This window comes from Halohasta litchfieldiae, assembly GCF_002788215.1.
In the GTDB taxonomy this organism is placed as follows: Archaea; Halobacteriota; Halobacteria; order Halobacteriales; family Haloferacaceae; genus Halohasta; species Halohasta litchfieldiae.
Genome location: NZ_CP024845.1, coordinates 3,311,141 through 3,332,022 on the forward strand (window position 1 = coordinate 3,311,141; position 20,882 = coordinate 3,332,022).

26 protein-coding genes and 1 tRNA gene are annotated in these 20,882 nt (G+C 60.8%); 12 read left to right on the forward strand and 15 right to left on the reverse strand.

Features of this window, described 5'->3' with window-relative positions; translation table 11 throughout:
• Positions 1 to 34: 34 nt before the first annotated feature.
• Genes HALTADL_RS16885 through HALTADL_RS16895 form a run of 3 tightly spaced genes read left to right on the forward strand, consistent with a single transcriptional unit; the run spans position 35 to position 3,161 of the window.
• Positions 35 to 1,033, forward strand: coding sequence for a carbohydrate ABC transporter permease (locus tag HALTADL_RS16885; protein ID WP_089673764.1), 999 nt, complete (start codon positions 35 to 37; stop codon positions 1,031 to 1,033).
• Positions 1,030 to 1,968, forward strand: coding sequence for a carbohydrate ABC transporter permease (locus tag HALTADL_RS16890; protein ID WP_089673763.1), 939 nt, complete (start codon positions 1,030 to 1,032; stop codon positions 1,966 to 1,968). Before HALTADL_RS16885 ends, HALTADL_RS16890 begins: the two co-directional genes overlap by 4 nt.
• Positions 1,968 to 3,161, forward strand: coding sequence for an ABC transporter ATP-binding protein (locus HALTADL_RS16895; protein WP_089673762.1), 1,194 nt, complete (start codon positions 1,968 to 1,970; stop codon positions 3,159 to 3,161). The genes HALTADL_RS16890 and HALTADL_RS16895 overlap by 1 nt, the downstream gene beginning before the upstream one ends.
• A gap of 12 nt (positions 3,162 to 3,173) precedes the next feature.
• Here the strand turns inward: HALTADL_RS16895 and HALTADL_RS16900 are convergent, their stop codons facing one another.
• Both HALTADL_RS16900 and HALTADL_RS16905 read right to left on the reverse strand, forming a co-directional pair.
• Entirely contained in the window at positions 3,174 to 4,616 is a 1,443-nt protein-coding gene (locus HALTADL_RS16900) for an isochorismate synthase (RefSeq protein WP_089673761.1), read from the reverse strand.
• A 63-nt stretch (positions 4,617 to 4,679) separates the two neighbouring features.
• Positions 4,680 to 5,273 carry a sulfite oxidase-like oxidoreductase gene (locus tag HALTADL_RS16905; RefSeq protein ID WP_089673760.1) on the reverse strand — a complete coding sequence of 198 codons (594 nt, stop codon included), beginning with the start codon at positions 5,271 to 5,273 and terminating at the stop codon, positions 4,680 to 4,682.
• A 111-nt stretch (positions 5,274 to 5,384) separates the two neighbouring features.
• On the opposite strand from HALTADL_RS16905, the gene HALTADL_RS16910 reads away from it, so the two are divergent.
• The 3 genes from HALTADL_RS16910 (at position 5,385) to HALTADL_RS16920 (ending at position 7,825) form a co-directional block, all read left to right on the forward strand.
• Positions 5,385 to 5,618, forward strand: coding sequence for a DUF7120 family protein (locus HALTADL_RS16910; protein WP_089673759.1), 234 nt, complete (start codon positions 5,385 to 5,387; stop codon positions 5,616 to 5,618).
• Between the two features lie 61 nt (positions 5,619 to 5,679).
• On the forward strand, positions 5,680 to 5,958 hold the full coding sequence (locus HALTADL_RS16915; protein ID WP_089673758.1) for a UPF0058 family protein: 279 nt from the start codon (positions 5,680 to 5,682) through the stop codon (positions 5,956 to 5,958).
• A 40-nt stretch (positions 5,959 to 5,998) separates the two neighbouring features.
• Positions 5,999 to 7,825, forward strand: a complete 1,827-nt coding sequence (locus HALTADL_RS16920) for a rhomboid family intramembrane serine protease (RefSeq protein ID WP_089673757.1) — start codon at positions 5,999 to 6,001, stop codon at positions 7,823 to 7,825.
• Positions 7,826 to 8,093: 268 nt separating this feature from the next.
• Here the strand turns inward: HALTADL_RS16920 and HALTADL_RS16925 are convergent, their stop codons facing one another.
• Complete coding sequence (locus HALTADL_RS16925) at positions 8,094 to 8,720, reverse strand: METTL5 family protein (protein ID WP_089673756.1); 627 nt, start codon at positions 8,718 to 8,720, stop codon at positions 8,094 to 8,096.
• A 359-nt stretch (positions 8,721 to 9,079) separates the two neighbouring features.
• Here HALTADL_RS16925 and HALTADL_RS16930 point away from each other — a divergent pair, with 359 nt between their 5' ends.
• Positions 9,080 to 10,033 (forward strand): transcription initiation factor IIB, encoded by a 954-nt coding sequence (locus tag HALTADL_RS16930; RefSeq protein ID WP_089673755.1) that lies wholly within the window; start codon positions 9,080 to 9,082, stop codon positions 10,031 to 10,033.
• Positions 10,034 to 10,173: 140 nt separating this feature from the next.
• Entirely contained in the window at positions 10,174 to 10,368 is a 195-nt protein-coding gene (locus tag HALTADL_RS16935) for a cold-shock protein (protein ID WP_089673754.1), read from the forward strand.
• A gap of 63 nt (positions 10,369 to 10,431) precedes the next feature.
• Here HALTADL_RS16935 and HALTADL_RS16940 read toward each other — a convergent pair whose 3' ends face one another.
• Positions 10,432 to 10,881, reverse strand: coding sequence for a hypothetical protein (locus tag HALTADL_RS16940; protein WP_089673753.1), 450 nt, complete (start codon positions 10,879 to 10,881; stop codon positions 10,432 to 10,434).
• 111 nt (positions 10,882 to 10,992) lie between these two features.
• Between HALTADL_RS16940 and HALTADL_RS16945 the strand changes: the two genes are divergently transcribed.
• On the forward strand, positions 10,993 to 11,172 hold the full coding sequence (locus HALTADL_RS16945) for an HVO_2753 family zinc finger protein (protein ID WP_089673752.1): 180 nt from the start codon (positions 10,993 to 10,995) through the stop codon (positions 11,170 to 11,172).
• Positions 11,173 to 11,439, forward strand: coding sequence for an elongation factor 1-beta (locus tag HALTADL_RS16950; protein ID WP_089673751.1), 267 nt, complete (start codon positions 11,173 to 11,175; stop codon positions 11,437 to 11,439).
• 72 nt (positions 11,440 to 11,511) lie between these two features.
• Here the strand turns inward: HALTADL_RS16950 and HALTADL_RS16955 are convergent, their stop codons facing one another.
• From HALTADL_RS16955 to HALTADL_RS16970, 4 genes are all read right to left on the reverse strand, one after another.
• On the reverse strand, positions 11,512 to 11,985 hold the full coding sequence (locus HALTADL_RS16955) for an FKBP-type peptidyl-prolyl cis-trans isomerase (RefSeq protein ID WP_089673750.1): 474 nt from the start codon (positions 11,983 to 11,985) through the stop codon (positions 11,512 to 11,514).
• A gap of 119 nt (positions 11,986 to 12,104) precedes the next feature.
• Complete coding sequence (locus HALTADL_RS16960) at positions 12,105 to 12,911, reverse strand: hypothetical protein (protein ID WP_089673749.1); 807 nt, start codon at positions 12,909 to 12,911, stop codon at positions 12,105 to 12,107.
• An 81-nt stretch (positions 12,912 to 12,992) separates the two neighbouring features.
• Positions 12,993 to 13,895: an SDR family NAD(P)-dependent oxidoreductase gene (locus HALTADL_RS16965; protein WP_089673748.1), complete on the reverse strand. Its 903-nt coding sequence runs from the start codon at positions 13,893 to 13,895 to the stop codon at positions 12,993 to 12,995.
• Positions 13,896 to 13,945: 50 nt separating this feature from the next.
• Positions 13,946 to 14,581 (reverse strand): DsbA family oxidoreductase, encoded by a 636-nt coding sequence (locus tag HALTADL_RS16970; RefSeq protein WP_089673747.1) that lies wholly within the window; start codon positions 14,579 to 14,581, stop codon positions 13,946 to 13,948.
• 123 nt (positions 14,582 to 14,704) lie between these two features.
• Here HALTADL_RS16970 and HALTADL_RS16975 point away from each other — a divergent pair, with 123 nt between their 5' ends.
• Both HALTADL_RS16975 and HALTADL_RS16980 read left to right on the forward strand, forming a co-directional pair.
• Entirely contained in the window at positions 14,705 to 15,208 is a 504-nt protein-coding gene (locus HALTADL_RS16975; protein ID WP_089673746.1) for a hypothetical protein, read from the forward strand.
• A gap of 94 nt (positions 15,209 to 15,302) precedes the next feature.
• Entirely contained in the window at positions 15,303 to 15,758 is a 456-nt protein-coding gene (locus tag HALTADL_RS16980) for a hypothetical protein (RefSeq protein ID WP_089673745.1), read from the forward strand.
• A 228-nt stretch (positions 15,759 to 15,986) separates the two neighbouring features.
• On the opposite strand, the gene HALTADL_RS16985 is transcribed toward HALTADL_RS16980, so the two are convergent.
• From HALTADL_RS16985 to HALTADL_RS17910, 7 genes are all read right to left on the reverse strand, one after another.
• Positions 15,987 to 16,069: transfer RNA gene (locus HALTADL_RS16985), tRNA-Ser, on the reverse strand.
• 60 nt (positions 16,070 to 16,129) lie between these two features.
• Positions 16,130 to 16,573 carry a hypothetical protein gene (locus HALTADL_RS16990; protein WP_089673744.1) on the reverse strand — a complete coding sequence of 148 codons (444 nt, stop codon included), beginning with the start codon at positions 16,571 to 16,573 and terminating at the stop codon, positions 16,130 to 16,132.
• Positions 16,574 to 16,622: 49 nt separating this feature from the next.
• Positions 16,623 to 17,561, reverse strand: coding sequence for a transposase (locus HALTADL_RS16995; protein WP_015911568.1), 939 nt, complete (start codon positions 17,559 to 17,561; stop codon positions 16,623 to 16,625).
• 178 nt (positions 17,562 to 17,739) lie between these two features.
• Positions 17,740 to 18,504, reverse strand: coding sequence for a hypothetical protein (locus HALTADL_RS17000; protein WP_089673945.1), 765 nt, complete (start codon positions 18,502 to 18,504; stop codon positions 17,740 to 17,742).
• Positions 18,505 to 18,578: 74 nt separating this feature from the next.
• Positions 18,579 to 19,211, reverse strand: a complete 633-nt coding sequence (locus HALTADL_RS17005) for a uracil-DNA glycosylase (RefSeq protein WP_089673944.1) — start codon at positions 19,209 to 19,211, stop codon at positions 18,579 to 18,581.
• A gap of 63 nt (positions 19,212 to 19,274) precedes the next feature.
• Positions 19,275 to 20,162, reverse strand: a complete 888-nt coding sequence (locus HALTADL_RS17010) for a CPBP family intramembrane glutamic endopeptidase (RefSeq protein WP_089673943.1) — start codon at positions 20,160 to 20,162, stop codon at positions 19,275 to 19,277.
• Between the two features lie 56 nt (positions 20,163 to 20,218).
• On the reverse strand, positions 20,219 to 20,392 hold the full coding sequence (locus tag HALTADL_RS17910; protein ID WP_177171974.1) for a hypothetical protein: 174 nt from the start codon (positions 20,390 to 20,392) through the stop codon (positions 20,219 to 20,221).
• Positions 20,393 to 20,882 lie beyond the last annotated feature (490 nt).

Genomic DNA, 20,882 nt, shown 5'->3' on the forward strand with positions numbered 1-20,882 from the left:
ACTATGCACCCAAGACAAGCACACGGAGGCGAACATGGCAACTGAACAGCGACGCCAACAGGGCCACGGCTGGAATCCAGTCACACGCGTTCTCAACTGGATGGAGAACTTAAGCGAGGAGGCCTACGCCTATCTCCTCTTGGCACCGGCGTTTCTGGTGTTGACGATAATCGCACTCTGGCCGCTGTGGCGAACGTTCAGAGTCTCACTGTTCGCCGACAACCTCTTCGGCGCAGCCAAAACCGGCGAGTTCGTCGGCCTCGCGAACTACGTCGACGTCCTCACCAACCAGAACCCACTGCTGTCACGACCCCTGATCGACTTCACCGGCGGCACGCCGTTTTTCCGCCAGGCACTGTTGGTTACCCTCGCATTTGCGGTCATCAGCGTCGTCTTCGAGACGCTGATCGGCTTCGGACAGGCCTACATCATGTCCAAAGAGTACCGCGGTCGACGCTGGGTTCGGGTCTCGATTATCCTCCCGTGGGCGATCCCCATCGTGATTCAGGGGATGTTGTTCTTCCTGCTGTTCAACCCCTCAGTTGGGTTCCTCTCGGATCCACTCCAAGCGATTGGACTGTTCGGCGCGAACCCACTGACCAGCAGCACGAACGCGTTCGTGATCGTCACCGTCGCCGACATCTGGAAGACATCGGCGTTCATGGCGCTGCTGATTCTTGCGGGAATGCAAAGTATCGACAAAAGCCTCTACGATGTCGCCGAGGTCGCCGGTGCGTCGCCGTGGCAGCGGTTCCGTCACATCACACTCCCCCTGATCTTCCCGGCGCTGATGGTCGCGATGCTGTTCCGGACCATCGACGCCATGCGAATCTACGGGATCATCGAAGCCTCGGGAGCTGGCTGTGGCACCGTTCCGTCGCTGTCATGCCTCGTCGTCGACACGATGTTCGGCACGACCCAAGCCTACGCCTCGGCGGCGACGATTGCGTTCATCACGGCGTCGATTATCGCCCTGGTGATCGGCGGCTACCTCGTCGTGCTCAAGCTTAGTCCGGAAGGGAGCTACCAATGAGTCAACCAACACAGACCGAGCGTCGAGATGACGAAACGCGTGGGGCACTCAGCAACTGGGTCGACAGCGCAATCAAGAACCCCAAGAAGGTCTACCGTGCGCTGTTCTTCGTGGTTGTGATCTTCTTCCTGTTGACCACGCTGTTCCCGATCTACTGGCTGACGATGATCGCCCTCTCGGACAGTAGCCGCGTCAGCGAGGGTGTCGGCCTCTTGCCGGCGGGATTCGACCCAAGTTCATTCGTCGAAATCTTCCAGCAAATCCCGCTACACCTCTATCTGTTCAACAGCTTCGTGTTCGCCACGCTGACGACGATCTTCGTGCTGATCGTCGCCAGCCTCGCAGGCTACGCCTTCGGTCGACTCGAATTCCGCGGCAAGCGACCCTTGATGTTGGCAGTGCTGGTGATCAGCTTCTTCCCACCGGCGGCGTTCTTTATTCCGCTGTTCCAGCTGTTCACCCAACAGATCAGCTTCTTGGGACTGACACCGCCCGAACTGTACAGCACGCCCGGCGGCGTCGTCATCCCCTTAAGTGCGATCTTCATGCCGCTGGCCATCTTCATTCTGACAACGTTCTACAGTCAGATCCCCGATGGACTCGAAGACGCCGCCCGCATCGAGGGGACGACCCGGCTCGGCGCGCTGTTTCGGGTCATCGTCCCACTGTCGGCCCCCGGCGTGGCGACAGCCGGAATTTTGACATTCATTGCGGTCTACAACGAGTTTTTCTTCTCATTCCTGATGACCGGCACGGCGGCCCAAGACTGGGCCCCGATTGTCGACGGCATCATCTCCTACCAGTCGCAGTTCCAGGTCCGGTACGACCTGATGGCGGCAGCCAGCATCGTCGCGGTCGTTCCAGTTGCAATCTTGGTCGTCGTGGCACAGGAAAAGATCGTTAGCGGACTCACCTCCGGAGCACTGAAAGAATAATGGCAACCATAACACTCGACAACATCAGAAAAGAATACGGTAGCGATGTAGCGATAGAAGGCATCAACCTCGACATCAGGGACGGTGAGTTCGTCACGCTCGTCGGCCCCTCGGGCTGTGGGAAGTCGACCACAATCGAGATGATCGCGGGGTTGACCAAACCCACCAGCGGCACCGTCGCAATCGGTGACCGTGACGTGACGACCCTCCCGCCGAAAGACCGAGGAATCGCGATGGTGTTCCAGAACATCGCGCTGTTCCCCCACAAGGATGTCTACGACAACATCTCCTTTGGGCTCCAACTCCGAAAGTTCGACAAAGACGAGATGGATCGGCGCGTCGAGGACGCCGCCAACACAGTCCAACTCAACGGCATGTTGGACCGGATGCCCAGCGAGATGTCCGGCGGCCAGCGACAGCGCGTCGCCATCGCCCGAGCAATCGTCCGGGAGCCGGACGTGTTCCTGATGGACGAACCCTTAGCGAACCTCGACGCAGAACTCCGGGTCCACATGCGAACCCAACTCCAGCGTATCCACAGCAAACTGGATACGACCATCGTGTACGTCACCCACGATCAGGCCCAAGCCATGACGATGTCGGATCGGATCGCGGTCCTCAACGGCGGCGAACTCCAGCAGATCGATCCACCCTTGGTCTGTTACAACGAGCCGGAAAACCGGTTTGTGGCTGGCTTCATCGGCTCGCCCGCCATGAACTTCATCAGCGGCGAGATAACCCCGAATGGCTTCAAGTCGGAGTCGGGACACGGCGACGTCGAGTTCGATCCGGCGGCTATCGGGATTTCGGTCGGCCACGAGGTAGTACTCGGCGTTCGGCCAGAACACGTGATTCCGGTCGACAACGCGGTCGGAGACGTGACCGACACCATCGAGACCTACACCGACGTCATCGAGCCGATGGGCGACGAGATATTCGTCTATCTCGTCACCAGCAAGGGCGAAACGGTCGACATGGAAGACCCCAGCGCCAGCGGACAGATCCTGATGAACGTCGCCCCGGATACCCCAGTAGACGAAAATCAGGAGCTGTCGGTCGTCTTCGACAAAACGAATCTGCATCTGTTCGACGCCGAAACCGAACAGGCACTCGCCCACGGGCTCTCCGAGCCGGTTCGGGTCGACACCGGCGTCGACGCCAGTGCGGACGCCGAAGCGGAGTCCGACGACTAAGGAGACGACACCTCACTCGGCTTCGAGTTCGTCGAGGATGGGCCGAAACTTGAGTTCGACCTCGTCCCACTCTCTGTCGGGGTCGCTGTCGCCGACAATGCCGACGCCCGCAAAGAGGGTAGCCTGTCGACGCGTCGCCACGGCCGACCGAAGCCCCACGGCGAACGTCCCGTTGCCGGCGGCGTCGATCCAGCCGATTGGGGCCGCATACCAGCCACGATCAAAGGGTTCGGTCTCGCGGATCGTCTCTAAGGCCTTATCCGGCGGCAACCCACCGACCGCAGGCGTCGGATGCAGCGCCTCGACCAGCGATAGCACGTGGGTATCCTCGGCCAGTTCTGCAGTGATTGGGGTGTGGATGTGTTGAACGTTCGCAAGCCGTTTGATCTGTTGCTCGCCCGCTGAGACCGAGGCCGCAAACGGGGCCAACTGATCGCGGATCGTCTCGGCAACGAGGTCGTGTTCGTGGACGTTTTTCGGGTCGGCCAGCAGTTCGCAGGCGAGCCACTCGTCTTCGGCCGGGGTCTCGCCGCGACCGGTCGTTCCCGCCAGCGCGTCGGTCTCGACCGTCCGGCCCCGAAGCGAGACGAGGCGTTCGGGTGTGGCTCCGAAAAAGGCCGGTGGCTCCGGTCCCGCAGGCTCGATCAGAAACCGATTGCAGGCCGGGTATTTCTCGCCGAGCCGCGAGAGGATGTCGCCGACCGCGAGATCAGCCGCGAGGTCGACCTCCAAGGCTTGCGCCAACACGACCTTTTGTAGCGCCCCGGCCTCGATGCGGTCGGTGGCGGCGGTGACGCCCGCGCGCCACGATTCGGGCGTCGTGGTTCGGCGGCGGTCGACGATTCCGGGACGTGGGGTTTCGGGATCGGCCACAGGCAGCGACTCGATTCGCTCACGTTCGGTTTCGAGTCGTGTCTCGACAGCCTCGACCGAGGCATCGGGACCGACCGCGTTCACCGTGAGCCACGGCCCGCGGTCGGTGATCGTTACTTGAACTCTTGGAAAGACGAACCGCGCGTCGGGAAACGCCGCCCACGGCGAGGCGTCGGTCGCGGTGGCGTCGTCGGACTGTGGCTCGGTCGTCAGGCCGCCGTCGGTGTCGACTGTGGCTCCACTGGCACCGACCTCGGGCTCGTCAGTCTCGGTCGGCTGGTCGGCGTGAAAGGTAAAGCCGCCGAACAGCCGCGGGCAGGCGGCTTCGGTCCCGGCGTGAACATCGCCGGAGGAAAACAGCGATTCGGCGGCCTGCCTGATGTGGTCGAATCGGTTGGGACCGTCGGCGGTCAGCGTGGCTGCGGCCCCGCCGGCGACAACTGTCGGCTCGTCGGCCGCGTCCCAGACGGTGCGGGGCGAATCCAGTGCGTTCAGCGTGGCTCGGAACGACGGTCGCTCGCCGTCGAGCCGAACCGACCGGCTGACCAACACCGGCTGGTCGGCAGCGCGAGGCGACTCCATTGGCTGTATTCGGAACCCCGGACTCTTTAGGGTGACTATCGTGAGCAAACAGTCGACTGATAGTTAGCCATACCGCTCTTCGTTCCAGGGGTTTGCGGTCCCCGAATACCCCCGCTGCTCCCAGTAGCCGCGCTCCCGCTCGGTGAGGAACTCGACGCCAGTTACCCACTTCGCTCCTTTATAAGCATATTTGTGGGGCGTTACGACGCGCAGTGGCCCACCGTGATCAGCGGGCAGCGCCTCGCCATCATAGCCGTAGGCAAACAGCACCTCTTGGCGCATACAATCATCGAGCGGCAGATCGGTCGTATAGCCGTCTGCGGAGTGAAACATGACGTGGACTGCGTCGCTGTCGACACCCGCGTGCTCGGCGAGCGTTGGGAACGAGACACCGGTAAACAGACAATCAAATTTGCTCCAGCCAGTGACACAGTGAAAATCCTGTGTTTGGGTCTCGCTCGGTAGCTCTCGGAACTCGTCGAACGACAGCGAGAGGGGATTTTCGACCACGCCAAATGCCTCGAAGGTCCACTCAGAGGGGTCGACCGCGGGCGTTCCGCCTTTCGAGAGCACCGGAAAGCCATCCGTTTCGCGCTGGCCCGGCGGCAGTCGACTCTCGCCGAAGGCCTCGTAGAGATCCGTAACGTCAGTGACCATAGTCGACACTGGATCTAGGCGACCGTATATATACCGCCACGCGCGGACGGACAGCCGGTCAGTAACGCCGGTGGTTTTAAATAGGCACTCCGGTAACTCCCGGATGTTCAGATGCCGAAAGTCGAGATCAACATCCCCGAACACCTAGAGATGCAGATCGCCCAGCTCGTCGAACAGGACGAGTTCCTCAACCGCGAAGAAGCGATTGAAAATCTGTTATCCACAGGGATCAAAGCCTACAAAACGAGTGGTCCAATGGACGACGAACCCGGTTCTGGCTCCGGCTCCGACTCCGGGTTCGAAGAAGACGGAATGATGGGTCACGAAGACGAATACGTCTTCTAATTGGTTCGTTTGGGTGACAGTCCCCAACAACTCTTAAATTAGGACCGTCCATAGGATAGATATGCACAAAGACGAACTACTGGAGCTCCACGAGCAGATGGTGAGCATCATGGAGAGCTTCCGGGCCCAGGAGTCGGTCGACTCCACGCTTTTCGACCCCTACGATGAGCTGAGCGTCGATCCCTCGCACGTCCACAAATCGAAAAGCGAGCACAAACACGCCGTGTTCGTGCTCGGCAACGCGCTGGCCACGGCGATGAGCGAAGACGAGTTCTCGAATGCGGGCCGTGTCGGCAAGCGGATGAAAGAACTGGCCGACGACGCCGAGAGTAAACTGTAGTCGTGTCGACCGCGCCGTCGACCGCCGCCCACCCTGAGCGATGACGCCGGTGGTCGGTGGGAGCCCCCTTGTCGTCGACTCACTGGGTATCGCAGTCGCCGAACTCCCGCTCCAGCAACTGCTGTTGGGGGCGATGATTCTGCTGTCGATTGGTACCTTGCTTCTCGTGAGTCGGTCGACTGCGAGGCTCACCGACCCACTCACAGACCGCTTTATCGGCGGCGTACCGTGGGGCACACTTGTCGTGGTGAGTCTCCTGTTGGCGGTCTATTATGGAGTTCAGGGTGGTCTCGATGATCCGAACGATCCGGTCGTCCTCCCGTTTCGGGCTTGGAGCTACTTCGACCCCGTTGGCATGCTTATGGCCGGCTTTTCGCATGCCAACTTCAGCCATCTCACGGGGAACGTCATCGGGACGCTCGCCTTCGGCTCGGTGGCCGAATACTGGTGGGGTCACTACGTCGACCGGCGAACCGAAACGTCGTGGGAGCGGCTCTGGACTGATCCGAGAGTCAGAGCCGTACTGATTTTTCCGGTAGCAACGATCCTCGTCGGGATCGGTGGGACGCTCGTTTCTATCGGACCGATTATCGGCTTTTCGACGGTCGTCTTCGCCTTTGCCGGCTTCGGGCTGGTTCGGTATCCGATCCAAACGGTGATCGCCAGTGTCGGACAGGGCGTCCTTGGTCGACTGTTCGACGCGCTCCGAATGCCACAGCAGGTGGCGGCCGCCGAGGCGAGTTACAGCACGCCGTGGTTCGCCAACATCGCCATTCAGGGTCACCTCGTCGGCCTCCTGCTCGGTGTCCTGCTTGGGCTTGCGGTCCTGCGGCTTCGAAACGAGTCACCACCGCCAGCCCTCCATGTCTGGACCGGACTCCTGCTGTTTGCGGTCTCGCGAGCCTTATGGGCGGTCTACTGGTTCCGCGGCAACGAGACCTACGTCCTCTACCGCGCGCTCGGGTTGGCTTTGGTGTTTGCCCTCGTGGCGATCCTCACGGTGAGTATCGTCGCACCCAACAGGCCGCTGGTCCCGAACTGGGCCGTTCCAGATCCCAAAACAGTCACCGAATCGGTCGGCTCGACCACCGGTCGTGAGGTCGGACTGCTATTGGTTCTCAGTGTGACCGCCGCCGTCGTCGGTCCTGCGGTCCCGGTCAACCTCACAATTGCCGACGACGCGGCCCTGCCGGGCGAGCCAATCGAGATCGAGGGCTACGAGATCACCTACGCCGAAAACGTTCCCAACGGCCAGCTGAGCGTGATTCCGGCCGCCATCGGCGGCGAAACGACCCAACTCAACACCTCGGGGGTGATCGTCCGCAACACCGACCGCCACATCTGGTCGACCGACACCTCGACGGGCGAACTTGCCGCCGAGGGCGAGTCGACCGTCCGGATCGGCGGGATTGGCTGGGCCGAGACCGTTCGGGTCGACCGAACCGGCTGGCAGGCCGTCGGCGGCCAAACGGCCTATCAGGTCGCACTCAGTCACGACAACGAGAGCCGGACGGTCTTTGCCTCGGGATCGGCCACTGCCGAGCCGGTCGTCGCTGGCCACCGGCTCTCGATCAACGCCACCGAGTCGACGTTCCTCATAGCTATCGAACCAGTCGAGACCACTAGGAACGCGACAGACACCAACGAGACACAGAACGCGACTGGTGAGAGCGAACCCACCAACGACAGCGACACCGGCAACCCAATCGTCCTCAACGTGTCCAACGAGTCGACAACGGTCGACAGTGCCTCCATCCCTGCGCCAAATGAATCGGTGATGGTCGGCCAAATCCGGTTCGTCAATCGGGACGACCGGCTGTTTGCGGTCCATCGTGGGACGGTTGTGCGGATCGCACAGAAAGAGTAGACGGCGAGTCGGCTCGCAATGGCTATTTTATACTACCATACAGGTACGGCGGTTTATGACTCGACGGTGATTTGCGATACTTAGAGTCCGAGTTTGTCACCAGCATCCGCGCGAGCGGAGCGAGCGCGGTTCTCCGAGGGCGAGACCAGAGGCCGAGCCCTCGGCCTTTTTCATCGAAGTTTTTGCGCCGAGCGGTTCGCCTCTGGCGAACCCGAGGCGGAAAAAGTTCGGCGTTTGTAGTCTTTCACATGCATTCTGAACCGACGGGCTACTGATTCCATTCGATCCGATACACTTCGGTTTCGATCTCCCGTCGACCCTCTGTGTGGTGGTCAAACTGCTTGTGAACCTCGAACTCGGCGGCGAACCCGTGGGTCACCTCGCCGCCGTTGTCGGCCGCAAACGCTTCGATGAACTCCTGACTCCCGTCATTGTGGACCGAGTAGGAGACCGCAGCGATCTCGGCGGCGGTTTTCAGAAACGCCCGATCAGCACCCGCCTGTCCGTTTTGGGCCCCGAACGGCGGGTTCATCACGACCGTCACCGGCTCGTCGAGACGGAGCGGCGGCTGGGTGGCGTCGGCCTGCAGCCAGTGAACCGGCGTCGTGGTTCCGACCCGTTTTCTGTTTTCGACGGCCGTCCGGAGCGGCGGCCCATCGAGTTCGAGGGCGATCACCCGCTCGGGACCGCGAAGTGCAGCACCCAAGCTAAACATTCCCGTCCCTGCCCCGAGGTCGACGACGGTCCGGTTCTCGATATCGCCGTGGAGATCAGCCAGATGGATCACATGAGCGGCGAGTTCGGGTGGGGTAGGATACTGTTCGAGCGACGCCCGCGGGTTCTCGAAGCCGGCGACGACCGCCAACTGGCCTTCGAGTTCGCGTTTGGTCGCCATCTCAACAGCCCCCGACCGGCCAGCGCCGGTCACAGTTGGGTTCGACTCCCGGAGAGATCATGGGCTGTCTACATCCCGTCGACTCAAAAGTGTTGCATCAGGAGTAGTCAGTGGTACAACCGATCACAACCACACTGAAACAGTAACTCAAAGCATATATTCCCACCGAACAATCCATTTAGTAGACGACATCATTCCGGTCAGTCAGGCCACCAACCGAATGTCTCTCTATGTGCTGATATCGGCCGTCTCAGGCGAATCTGCCGACATCGATATCGCATTGTCTGACGTTTATTGCATGCGACAAGTCCGTTTTATTTCACAAACATTTAAATAAGACCCGAACCACAAAAGTTATAATGGAACGTCCGAGCAGGCAGCGCCAAGAAGAGCGAGAATCGGAGCAGCAGTCGGACGAAACCCTCAACTGTCCCGAGTGCGGCTCAGACGAGATCATCACGGATGCCGATCAGGGTGAGTTGGTCTGTGATGACTGTGGGTTGGTGCTTGACGAGCAGCAGATCGACCGCGGCCCGGAGTGGCGGGCGTTCAATCACTCCGAACGACAGAGCAAATCACGCGTCGGCGCGCCGATCACCGAGACGATGCACGACCGTGGGCTGACGACGACCATCGACTGGAAGGACAAAGACGCCTACGGGCGGTCGCTGTCCTCGGAAAAGCGGAGCCAGATGCACCGGCTCCGCAAATGGCAGGAGCGAATCCGAACAAAGGATGCGGGCGAGCGTAACCTGCAGTTCGCACTCAGTGAGATCGACCGAATGGCCTCCGCACTCGGCGTCCCGCGGTCGGTACGGGAGGTCGCGTCGGTCATCTATCGCCGGGCGCTCAACGAGGACCTCATTCGCGGTCGCTCCATTGAGGGCGTTGCGACCGCCGCGCTGTACGCGGCCTGTCGACAGGAGGGCATTCCACGCTCCCTCGACGAGGTCGCGGAGGTCTCCCGAGTCCCCCAAAAGGAGATCGGTCGAACGTATCGCTACATTTCCCAAGAGTTGGGCCTCGAACTCCGGCCGGTCGACCCCAAACAGTTCGTACCGCGGTTCGCTTCCTCGCTCGAACTCTCGGAGGAAGTACAGGCCAAAGCCACCGAGATCATCGACGTCTCGGCCGAACAGGGCCTGCTCTCGGGGAAATCGCCAACTGGCTTTGCTGCCGCCGCAATTTATGCGGCCTCCCTGCTGTGCAACGAGAAGAAGACCCAACGTGAGGTTGCCGACGTTGCCCAAGTCACGGAGGTCACTATCCGGAACCGCTACCAAGAACAGATCGAAGCGATGGGCTTCCGCTAACGCCGCTCACCCCCGAAGCATTCTGCAGCCGTCGTTGTTACTCCCGGAGTGACACACTCGTCGACGGGGAAGGTATGTCTGATATGTAACCCATAGACATATGTGTGTGAGAGTTGTTCTCTTGCATGGAGTAATTGCGAATGGCAAAAGGTACGATTGCGTTCTTTAACGACACAGGCGGTTACGGATTCATCGAAACGGACGACGCGGATGACGACGTGTTCTTCCACATGGAAGACGTCGGCGGCCCTGACCTCGAAGAGGGTGAGGACGTCGAGTTTGACATCGTCGAAGCGGAGAAAGGCCCCCGCGCCAAAAACCTCCAACGCGTCTAACAGACTACCCTTCCTCCATTTTTCGCCACCCTGAGCGACTGCCCTCTGTCGATAGCGCGTGGGTTAGCCGAGTGCGACCACTCGCACGTCGACCGATCCGGAGGCGGTCGCAAGCGTCACCTCGTCGCCGAGCCGCTCGCTGACGGTCTCGCGCCACTGTTCGACACGCTCGGTGTGTCGGTGTCGACGCGCCTTGAGGTCGGCCTCGCCTCCAGCCATCTCATCGGCAGTTGGATACTCCGGGACGTCGACGACGAGCGACTCGGGATCGATGTGGATCGCCTCGGCGTCTCCCTCGTAGGACCCCTCACCACCGGCGACGTGAATCCGGGCCCGCATCCGACCGGCGAACGGCGGCGTGACCCGGAGCACTGCGCTGCGGTCGGCGCTCCGGTTGGCCTCCAGTGCGGTGACGACATCGTCGACGGTGACCGCAATCGAGCGAATCACGCCGGGATCGTCGGTGCCTGCCGCTGTGGGATCGGCCTCCCGGTCAGCACTCTCGTCTGGCATAGCTATCCCTTGGGTCGACAGCGGGAAACCGTTTCCGCGTCGAGCGAAGAACAGCTGCGGGATGGCGGCTGAAAGACAATCGTTAAAAGCCGCGCTCCGGTGAGTAGGAGTATGAGCGAATCCGCACAAGATTCCGAGCGCCAGTGTGTTTCCTGTGGCATCAACGTCTCAGGAACGAACGCTGCCTCGTTTAGCTGTCCGGACTGCGGTGCCGATATCCACCGCTGTGCCAAATGCCGCAAGCAGAGCAACCTCTATGAGTGTCCCGACTGTGGGTTCCGGGGGCCATAGATGGGGAAAGTCGCCGCCAAAATCAAGGTCATGCCGCAGAGTCCGGACATCGACCTCGACGAGCTCCAAGAGAAACTCGAAGCCTCCCTCCCCGAGGGCGCACAGATCAACGGCTTTGAGCGTGACGACGTCGCCTTCGGCCTCGTCGCCCTGCTGCCGACGGTGATCGTCGCCGACGGTGCCGGTGGCACCGAAGTCGTCGAAGAGGCCTTCGGCGAAGTCGAGGGCGTCGAAAGTATCTCCGTCGAAAACGTCGGCCGCGTTTAAGCCGTCATTTTTTCGCGCTGTTTTGCCGTGTTCACTCGTTAGTCACTGCTGTGCAGGTGGAGTCAGAACAGCCTACCAGACGCCAACGATTTCGATATCGAAGACGAGCGTCGTATCCGCGAGTTCGTGATTGAAGTCGACCTCGACGAACTCCTCTCGAACCGCGGTCACGTCGCCGTGCAGGCCGTTTTCGGCGTGGACGTGCATGCCGACCTCGGGGGGATTGCCGACCATCCCCTCGAACGTCTGGGGGTCGTACTCCCGGACCCAGTCGGAGTTGAACTCGCCGTACCCCTTTTCGGGCGGGATCGTAACCGAATCCTCGTCGCCCTCGGTCATCCCGACGACTGCCTCATCGAGTCCCTCGATGACGTCACCCTCGCCGACCGTAAACGACAGTGGCCCGTAGTCGTCTTCCTCGTTTTCCTGTGCCTCGACAAGCCCGTGTTCCTCGGCGACTTCGTAGCGAGAGGTGTCAAACACGCTGCCGTCCTCGAATCGTCCGACGTACTCGATTGTGACGCTGTCGCCCGTTTCAAGACTCATACGTAGGGGTCAGATAGCCTGCCAATAAAGTCGGTCGGTCGACTGATCGATATCGTCCGGGCTGTGTGAGCCGTAGATAGTCGCCGGGCTGTGTGAGCCGTAGATAATCGCCGGGCGGTTCACCCCGAGGATTCGTCGAGGGGGTGGAGTTCGTAGAGGATCGACCCACAGTCCGAACAGGCGATCACCTCACGGTCAGGTTGGTCGTACACTCCCTTGGTCCCGCCACAGCAGTTTCGGATCGTCGACTCATCGACAGTTCCCCCACAGTCCGGACAGACCGGCAGGAACATCCGCAACGGTTCGACGGCGCTCGTCGCAGTCTCGCGGTCGAGGCCGGTTGAGACGAGGGCTTCGATTCCTGCGGTCTCGGCGATGGCAACCGGGCGGCTGAGCCACGCGTCCCGCTGGCCTGCGACGAGTAGTCGCTCGCCCGAAACCGTCGGCTCTGCGTCGAAGGGGACAGCCTCGGCGGCCCCAGCGGCGATCTCACTGTCCGTCCTGTCTCGAAGGGTGGCCATCTCTCGTTGCCACCTGTCGGCGAACTCCTCGTCGAGGTACAGCTGTTGGTCGCCCACGAGAACCCCCGCAGCGAGCAACGTTCCGAGTAACGCTTCGGGATCGTCGGCTGCCGCAAGCGACTCGGAGGGCTCTGTTGACTGGGAATGACCGAAGCCGATATCGACGGGAAGTCGGTCGACGATCCGTGGCGCAACTGTGGGTGTGTACGGAACGACGTAGCCACGAAGGGCGATGAGGAGCCCCCCTACTCCGAGAACGACCACTCCGGCGAGCGACCGCCACCGGCGGCCGACCAACAGTGCAGCGATCCCGACTAAGACACCGTTGAGTGCCGTACACGGCCAACAGCGGCGGGAGCCGGTGTGGGCCGGCTCTCTGAGAGAATCTAGTAGTTGCCCGATCATGGGCTAATCTATCCCCGAACCATCTTCAGCGTTGTTGAACGTCTCGATAGACAAGCCGCGAGATCGATAGGCTCACACCCCTCATTCGGCAAGTGGTTCATCGATATCCAACAGTTCAGCACTCAGTTCCCAGAGTCGACGCTGGGTCGTCCGGTCGCGGGCCGCCTTCGAGGGCTGTTTCTGCTCAGAGTCGGCGAAATACTGGCCCGACACGCTGTCGACGTCGGGGGAAGCCGTCAGATACACCGCCGTTGCAGCACCCTCGGCGACAGTGGTGGTCATCGGGAGTCGATCCAGCGCGGCGAACAGTTTAGGCAGCGGGCCGGGCAAAAACCGCGAAAAGCCACTGCCGGGAATCGCACCCGGATGGAACGAGTTGGACGTAATTGATCTGTCAGTCTGTTCGAGTCGACGCGCTAACTCGGTCGAAAACAGGACGTTGGCGAGTTTGGAGCGTTGGTAGGCCTTGAATCCGGAGTAGGAGTCGACCGACCGCATCGCCTCGAAATCAAGGCTTACGCCGCGATGGGCACCGGAGGCGGTGGTGATGATGCGGGCGTCGTCGGTGAGTGTTGCCAGGAGTTCGGCAGTCAGCAGATACGGCGAGAGATGGTTGACATGGAACGTGTATTCGACGCCGAGATCAGTCAGTTGGCCGTCTCGAAAGAGGCCACCGGCGTTGTTGAGGAGGAAATCCAGTTCGTTAGTCCACGCCTCGACTGCCGCCGCCAGCTGTTGGATCTCGTCGACGCTGGCGAAATCCGCCTTCGTGAATGTCGCATCGCGGCCGAGATCGGTGAGTTCGTCGACGACCGCCTGTCCGGCCGACTCGTCGCGGCCATGGACCATCACGTTCGCGCCGAGTCGACCGAGTGCCAGTGCCGTCTCGCGGCCGATACCGCTCGTCGACCCCGTGACGAGCGCGTGTGTGCCCGAGAGATCGACATCACTCACGTCTGCCAGCGTCTCCGGTTGGTGTGCCATTTGGTATGATAACGAGCCGAACAGTCAAAGAAACATCGCCCTCTCGCGGCTTAGTTGACGCCTTCGACCAATCGCTGGAGCTGTTCGGGTGGAACTGCACCGCGGGCCGAATAGCCCTCGTAGGCGAACGTCGGGACGCCGGTGACGCCCTGCTGTTGGGCGGTCGACCACTCGGCTTCGATCTGCTCCCGAAGCGTCTCGTCGTCGAGTGCGTCCCGAATCTCCTCGGGGTCGACGCCCACAGCTTCGGCGAGGTCGGCCAGCACGTCCTCGTCGCCGATATCCCGTCCGTCCTCCCAGAGCGCCTCGAAGATGGCGACATCGAAATCGAGCCACGTCTCGTAGGGGTAGTGTTCGGCGACGTAGTAGGAGGCAATCTGGGCGTTAAACGAGTCGACGTCGGTCGCGAGTTCGAGTGTCATGTCGACGTCGTATTTTTCCTGCAGGCGGCGGACGGACTCTTTGGCCTGTGCGTAGTAGTCGTCGTCCTTGCCGTCGTCGACCGAGTGGTCGATGGTTCCATCGGGGTTGCGCTTGCCGCGCCGGAGATCGAACGGCTGCCAGTTAATTGCTAACTCCTCATCTCTGCGCTCCTGATACCGCGACAGCGACTCGCGGCCGAGATAACAGAACGGACAGACGTAGTCCGAGTACACCGTGATCGGTTCGGATTGTGAGGTACTCATCGGCTGTTGTTGTGTACTCGGAGGGAAAAGCAGGCGGTTGGCGTGTTTCGGTGCTGCACAACCGGGTCGGTCGGAGAGGTTGTCGACGGATATTCTTTATAACCCAGATACAAACGCTATATTATGCTACAGTTGCTCCGTGAGAGCGGTCCCGGACTACTCGTCCCGTCGGCGTGGCTTTTTGTCATGGGCGCACAGGTCGACATCGTTAGTTCGCGGTCGATCTTCATCGCCCATCTCGTGATGGCGGCCTTTATTACGTTCTTCCTCGCGACCGGCTGGAACGACATGTCGACCGGCGCGCTCGCTGGCTGGCGGGCGGTGATGGTCGTCGGCCTCGGTATCACGCTCGCTGGTATCGCGGGTTTTCTCGTGTCGACCGCCTCCGAGGCCCTCTTAACGACGAGTCTCGTCGGCTGGATGCTGCTGCCCGCCGCCGGGTTGGCCTACACGGGTCGACAACTCACCGACGCGTCGACCATTTATATGGGTAGTGCCGCGCTCAGCGGGCTTGGCGCGGTTATTTATACACTCTCGCTGGCAGGCGTTGGATCAGGACTCGTCGGGCTTGGATTGGTTGGGGTTGGACAGACAGTCGGGATCGTCGACGCCGTAGTACGGCGGTAGCGACTGCCTGCCGAACTATTCGTGACGGTAGCGACAGCCTACCAAGCCGTGCTGCCAAACAGCTTTTGAGGTTCTTCATCGAACGGGAATGGGAATGAATACCAGCAGAACAACCGTCGTTCTCGGTGTTCGTATCGTTCTCGCTGGTGGTGGCGTCATCGTCACGGCACTCACAGTGTTCAAACTGGCACAGCTGCCGCCACCGTCCGGCGGCGACGGCGAACTGGTGGCGATCATCGGGAGTGGGATCATCATCCTGTCGTTGGGTCTCGCCACAGTCAGTATCATCATTCCAACGATGGTTGGGTGGAGCGACCCGATTGGCTTCAACCGTCGACAGCGAACCGCATTGCGAGGTGCCGGAGGGTTGATCGGCAGCGGGCTCATTCTGGCAGTGCTGTATGGCTCCCTCTCGGTCATCCCAGCCGGAATCTTCGTCTGGGTCCTGTTCATCGTGCTGGCGGCTGCGGTCGTCTCTGTGACGCTCCTCTGGCGAACTGTAGCGCTACTTGCTGGCCGTCTCTCTCACGGTGACCAAGATCGACCGTAACGGCTGATCAGCGAGTAAAACAGCAGCCGCTCGCGGACGTTGCTCGCGGTGGGACAGGGATTCGAACTCACTCACAGATCAGAGATTTGCTCACGGGTCTTCGCACCCGTTCGCTATCGAGGTCACAAGCGACCTCGCACTGCTCGCTGCTCGAATCCCGACCACGATTTACGGGCTCACGGGTGGCGAGCACACGAGGTGCTCGCGAGTGTTGTTCGCCCGAAAATGCGGTGGGACAGGGATTCGAACCCTGGAGGCCGAAGGCCACCTGCTTTCAAGGCAGGCGCAATAGTCCACTCTGCCATCCCACCCTCGCCAAAATCTGGGCGACCGACCATCAAAACGGTTCTGGTCGACGTGTTCGACGCAACTCAGCCCAGACTGTCGACCACGGTCAGATATCCCACATACACCAGCGCCGAAACCACCAGCGCGCCAGCAAGCACTGTCAGCCCGACATATCCCTCGACCGCTACGTCGGGATTCTCCCAGAGGAACATCCCACCTTCGACTGCAAAGACGAACAGCGTCCCGTAGACGACCGTCAACGCAACAGCCCGCCCAAGCGCATACAGCCCGAGCAGTCGACTGTTGAACAGTTCGATCACGAACAACAGCGCGAAGACGAACACGTACACTGGCTCGGGAAACGCCTCGCCCAACTCACGACCGGCGTCAAGTGCTCGTACCCCATAGTAGGCCAACGCTAGCAACACGGCCCCAATGAGTGTGAGCATCACCCCGTAGCCACTGGCGGCCGCGGCCGACGGAACAACCGACTTCTCCGACCCATCGGTCGTCGACTGGTCTGCCATAGCCAGTAACTACTGGTCAGACACTGTTGAGGGTGTCATAGAATAGTTCTCATAGCGTGATGACGGTGCTTCCTGGATTGTCTCCGCGTTCGTCGTTGGTGATCGCAATAACGAGACGAAGGCACAGCGCGAGGAACACTTGTGCTCGTGCGTGGACGCGGCCTCGGGCGCGAACGTGCCCGAGGCCGCAGTCCTTGACGGCGTCGTTGGTTCGTTCGACTCCACTCCGGCGGTTGTACGTCTCGTCTAGCGTCGATTGCTTCAGCTGAACGTCCTCGCTGTGTTCGTCGATGCGGGCTTCGACCCTGTACTCGATGTCTTTCGGATCGTCGGTGTTTCGTGCGTTGTACGGAGCGACTGGCACGACCCCTGCGGCCAGCAGGTGGTCGTGCCAGCCGAGCGTGTCGTAGGCGCTGTCTCCAAGCATCCAGATCGGTTTCTCGACGGCGAGCGCGTCACACGTGACGCGCATCGCCGTCTCCTCTGGCGCTTGCTTGCTCTCGGTGAACTCCGCGGCAATCGGGATCTTTTGCCCGGTCGAGACGATCGTACAGCCGTAGCCGTGGTAGTACTCTTCGGCGGTTGGATCGTAGCCTTTCGACGCGTCTTGGTCGGCGGGCATCGTCCTCACGTCGGTGGAATCGATGGAGTAGGTCAAGTCGAGCAGGCCGCGGCAGGCGGCCTGCTCGACGAGGCGGTCGAAGACCTCGTCGACGACGTGTTCGAGGTCGGTGAGGAAGCGATCGACCGCGTCTCTCGACGGCGGTCGATCGAAGCCACAGCTGAGCCAGACGACCGTGTTCTGGAGTTCTCGCGTGACTGGACGGATGCCGTAGACGTTCTTGTAGTAGCAGTGCAGGAACGCTCGGAAGAGTGCTGGTGGGTGATGATCTCGTGTTCGCCCCCGGCGAGCGGGGGCGAACACATCGAATTCTTCGAGAAAGTCGAACTCAAGATGCTCGAACAACGCGAGCGTCTCGGTCGCCATTACATTGAAGAACTCGTCGATAGAAGTCTCCTCTTGCAGGATGCTGGCGCTCGTAGACACAGTTCCAACATCCTGCGTCTTCGTGTGTGACGCTTTCTATGACACCCTCACTGTTAGTTAGCAGGTTGCAAACAGAGACGACGTCGTGAAAACAGTCAGTGTGACGAGTAAGGAGACCCTACTCCGCCTCGTCGACGACGAGTTCCGGTCCATCGTCGCTCGGTGCTACGTCCAGCCCCCGGTCGTGAACGAATGAGGCGGTGTACTCGGGGACGATTCGTTCGGCGGTAAACCGAGAGCGAAGCAGCGGCAGCAGCGACAGCAGATCACGCCCAGTCTCGACACGCGGACTCATCTGGAGGAACTCGGTGTCGAGATCAGCATCCGTGGCCCGATTGGTGAGTCGCTGGAGTTCGATCCCCTCGAAGCTATCCTCAAAGTCGACCGTCTCGGTAAATCCGGCGTAGTAGGCTCGGCCTTCGGTCGCCGGGCCGACGACGACCTCGTTGGTTCGGAGCTTCATCGCCGCCGAGTCGACGATCAGCCGGGTCATCAGCGGCGCAGTGCCGAAGACGACCGCCGCGGAGTTGACCTCCTCGTTGTCGATCAGGTGGGTGAGCGTGTTCCCCGCGCGCGCCGAAACCGTCGAGCCGACCTGCGGCTCGAATCGGACGGTCGAGACGTCGTCGACCGTGTCGGCTGCAATCGACCGCAGTTCGGCGACCGGGTCGATGTCGGTCCGGTGCTCCTCGGGAAGGTCGTCGGTCGAGAGATAGTTAACCAGCAGGTCGGCACCCGAGCGGTCGACCGCCAAGAAGGTATCCCGAAGCATCGCTTCGTACAGTTCGGCGACAGCGGCCTCACTCAGTGGCGTTGTGTCGGCCAGTTCCGGCAGGACCAATCCCTCACGCGGTGGCTTCGCAAGAACGGCGATCACAGTCATATTTGACCGTTGGTCGGCGGCGTCTTGAACGCGCTGATACACGGCGCGGAGCTACCGACTCTGTACGATTGGAGTTATCGGCTCTGTCGACCCTTCGTCTGGCGGTAATCCCGCGAGAAGACGTTTTCGAGGACGTGGTCGACGAAGGCCTCGCTGTCGGCGTCGGTCTGTCGCTCAAGTTCGAGCATCGGGATCAACTCAAAGCCACGGCCGCGGATCGTCGTCGCGTGTTCGGTGTCGATATCGAAGCTGTCGGGTTTCCGGGTCGTGTACTCCATCGCCAGCGATTCGAGCACCCGCTGGCCAATCGGGACGATGATCTGGGGGTTGATCATCCGGATTTCGGCGTTCAGATACGGCTCGCAGGTCGTGATCTCCCCATCGGTCGGCGGTCGCTCGGGGTGTCGACAGCGCGTCAGATAGGTACAAAAGGCGTTCTGGATGTCCGGTTCGTCGGCATCCGGCTCCGAGCGGACGAAGCCGAGTTCGCCGAGGATCCACTGGAGCCGCTGGCCGTGTTCGTCGCCGGTAAATGGGATGCCGGTCGTGTCGGCTCCCTCATGTGGTCGTTCGGCGAGGAAGAGGAACTCACCGCCGACGTCGCCGTAGCCGTGGACGACGTTCTCGCGGGACTCACAGAGGTCACAGTTCGTACACTGCTCGTCCATGCCGAACGGGTTTTCGAGTTCGGGCTGGTGTGCGTCCACACACGGTCCACGGGAGCCGAAAATAAAACGCTACGGTTGAGCGGCGGCAGTCGCGAATCGGGCCTACAGCCCGGCAAGGACGAGCGCCGTCTCGGCGTCTGCGGCCATCTCTTCGAGTTCGGGACCGTAGACGGTGACGAAATAGAGGAGTGTGAGCAGGATTCCATTGTAAACCCCGTGAATGAGTGCGACGACAGTCAGATTCTCGGTCCACTCGTAGATCCCGCCGAAGACGAGCGAGCCGCCGAACAGTGCGGTCAGTGAGGCCGCCGTCGAAGCGATGCCGGCCGACCCGAAGCCGTGGGCGGGGAGATGGATGGATGCAAAGATCAGGCTGGCCAGCACGATTGCTCCCACCGGGCCGAACGATTCGCGGAGTCGACTCTGGACGACACCGCGGTATAACAGCTCCTCGAAGGGACCGACGATGAGAATCATCAGCGGGACCAAATACAGGTAGAAACTCGGCTCGATCCCGGTCAACCCGCTGAGGGCGTGCTGTGAGGGTTCGACCCCGGCCAGCAAACTCAGCTGTGTGATAATCACGGTGACGAAAATAATGCCGAACGGCGCGGCGATCACGAGCAGCGACTCGACGAGTGTTGGTCGACGAATCGAGACGTAGGAGAGTCCACGCCCGGTTTTGTGGAGATAGAACGCCGACAGTCCGCCCATTGCGAGGACCTGTCCGATGAACAGTTCGAGGCTGATCAGAGCCAGCGGCGACTCTGGGAGCGGTAGTCCGAGGCGAGGTCCGAGGACGACAATCGGATACTGGAACACGAGCGAGACGATGATCGCGCCGAACCCCAACCCCATGGCGACACCCAGCGTCCTGAGTCGGTGTCGGTCATCGGTCGACGCCTCGTCGCTCGGCGGCCCACCGATTTTCACGTCGTCGCCGACCGAGACGCTGTCAGCGTCATCCGATGGTGGTGTTGGGTTACTCATAGAGGAGGACCATCCATACACTACCCGTCGAGGGCGACGAGCAAAAGCCCAATGTTTCAAAGCAGAAAGGTGTCGCCACGGCGGCCGGTTGGCTTGGCTCGCTCGGCACACTCCGCACAGAACCGGAGCTGGCCATCGAAATGCATCCGGCAGACGACGGTCCCACAGCGTCGACAGACGACACCATCGGTCGGGCGATCACAGAGTTCGCAGCGGGTGTCGTCGAGCATAGCTGTCGGTTGGGTCCAGCGGCAGTTGAATCTGGTCGACCGGTAGTGTTCCGGGCACATTTTGATAGATTATAAGAATTATATTTATAACTTATTAGGCTCACTTTATCCACTCGCTGGTTCAACGAGACATCGTCGCTTCTGCTAGCGTGTCTGAGACAATGAATCTCAGATATGCAAGACTGCGACTGCCGAACTTTTTTCGCCTCGGGTTCGCCAGAGGCCGAAAAACTTCGATGAAAAAGACCGAGGGGAACCGCGCTCGCTCCACTCGCGCAGATGCTGGTGACAGACTCGGACTCTGCCTCCTGCATGGGTGTCTTACCAGTTGGTGGATAGTTCGTTGTTTCCCCATTACGTCGTTACTTGTCTTGACCATTCAGAGTAATCGGTCGACGCTGTGACTGAGACAGCCAATAACGAGTTCAGCTTGGTTCGTGTCCTGAACCGTGATCAATAGGCATGATCGTGTGCTCATGGTATGGTATCT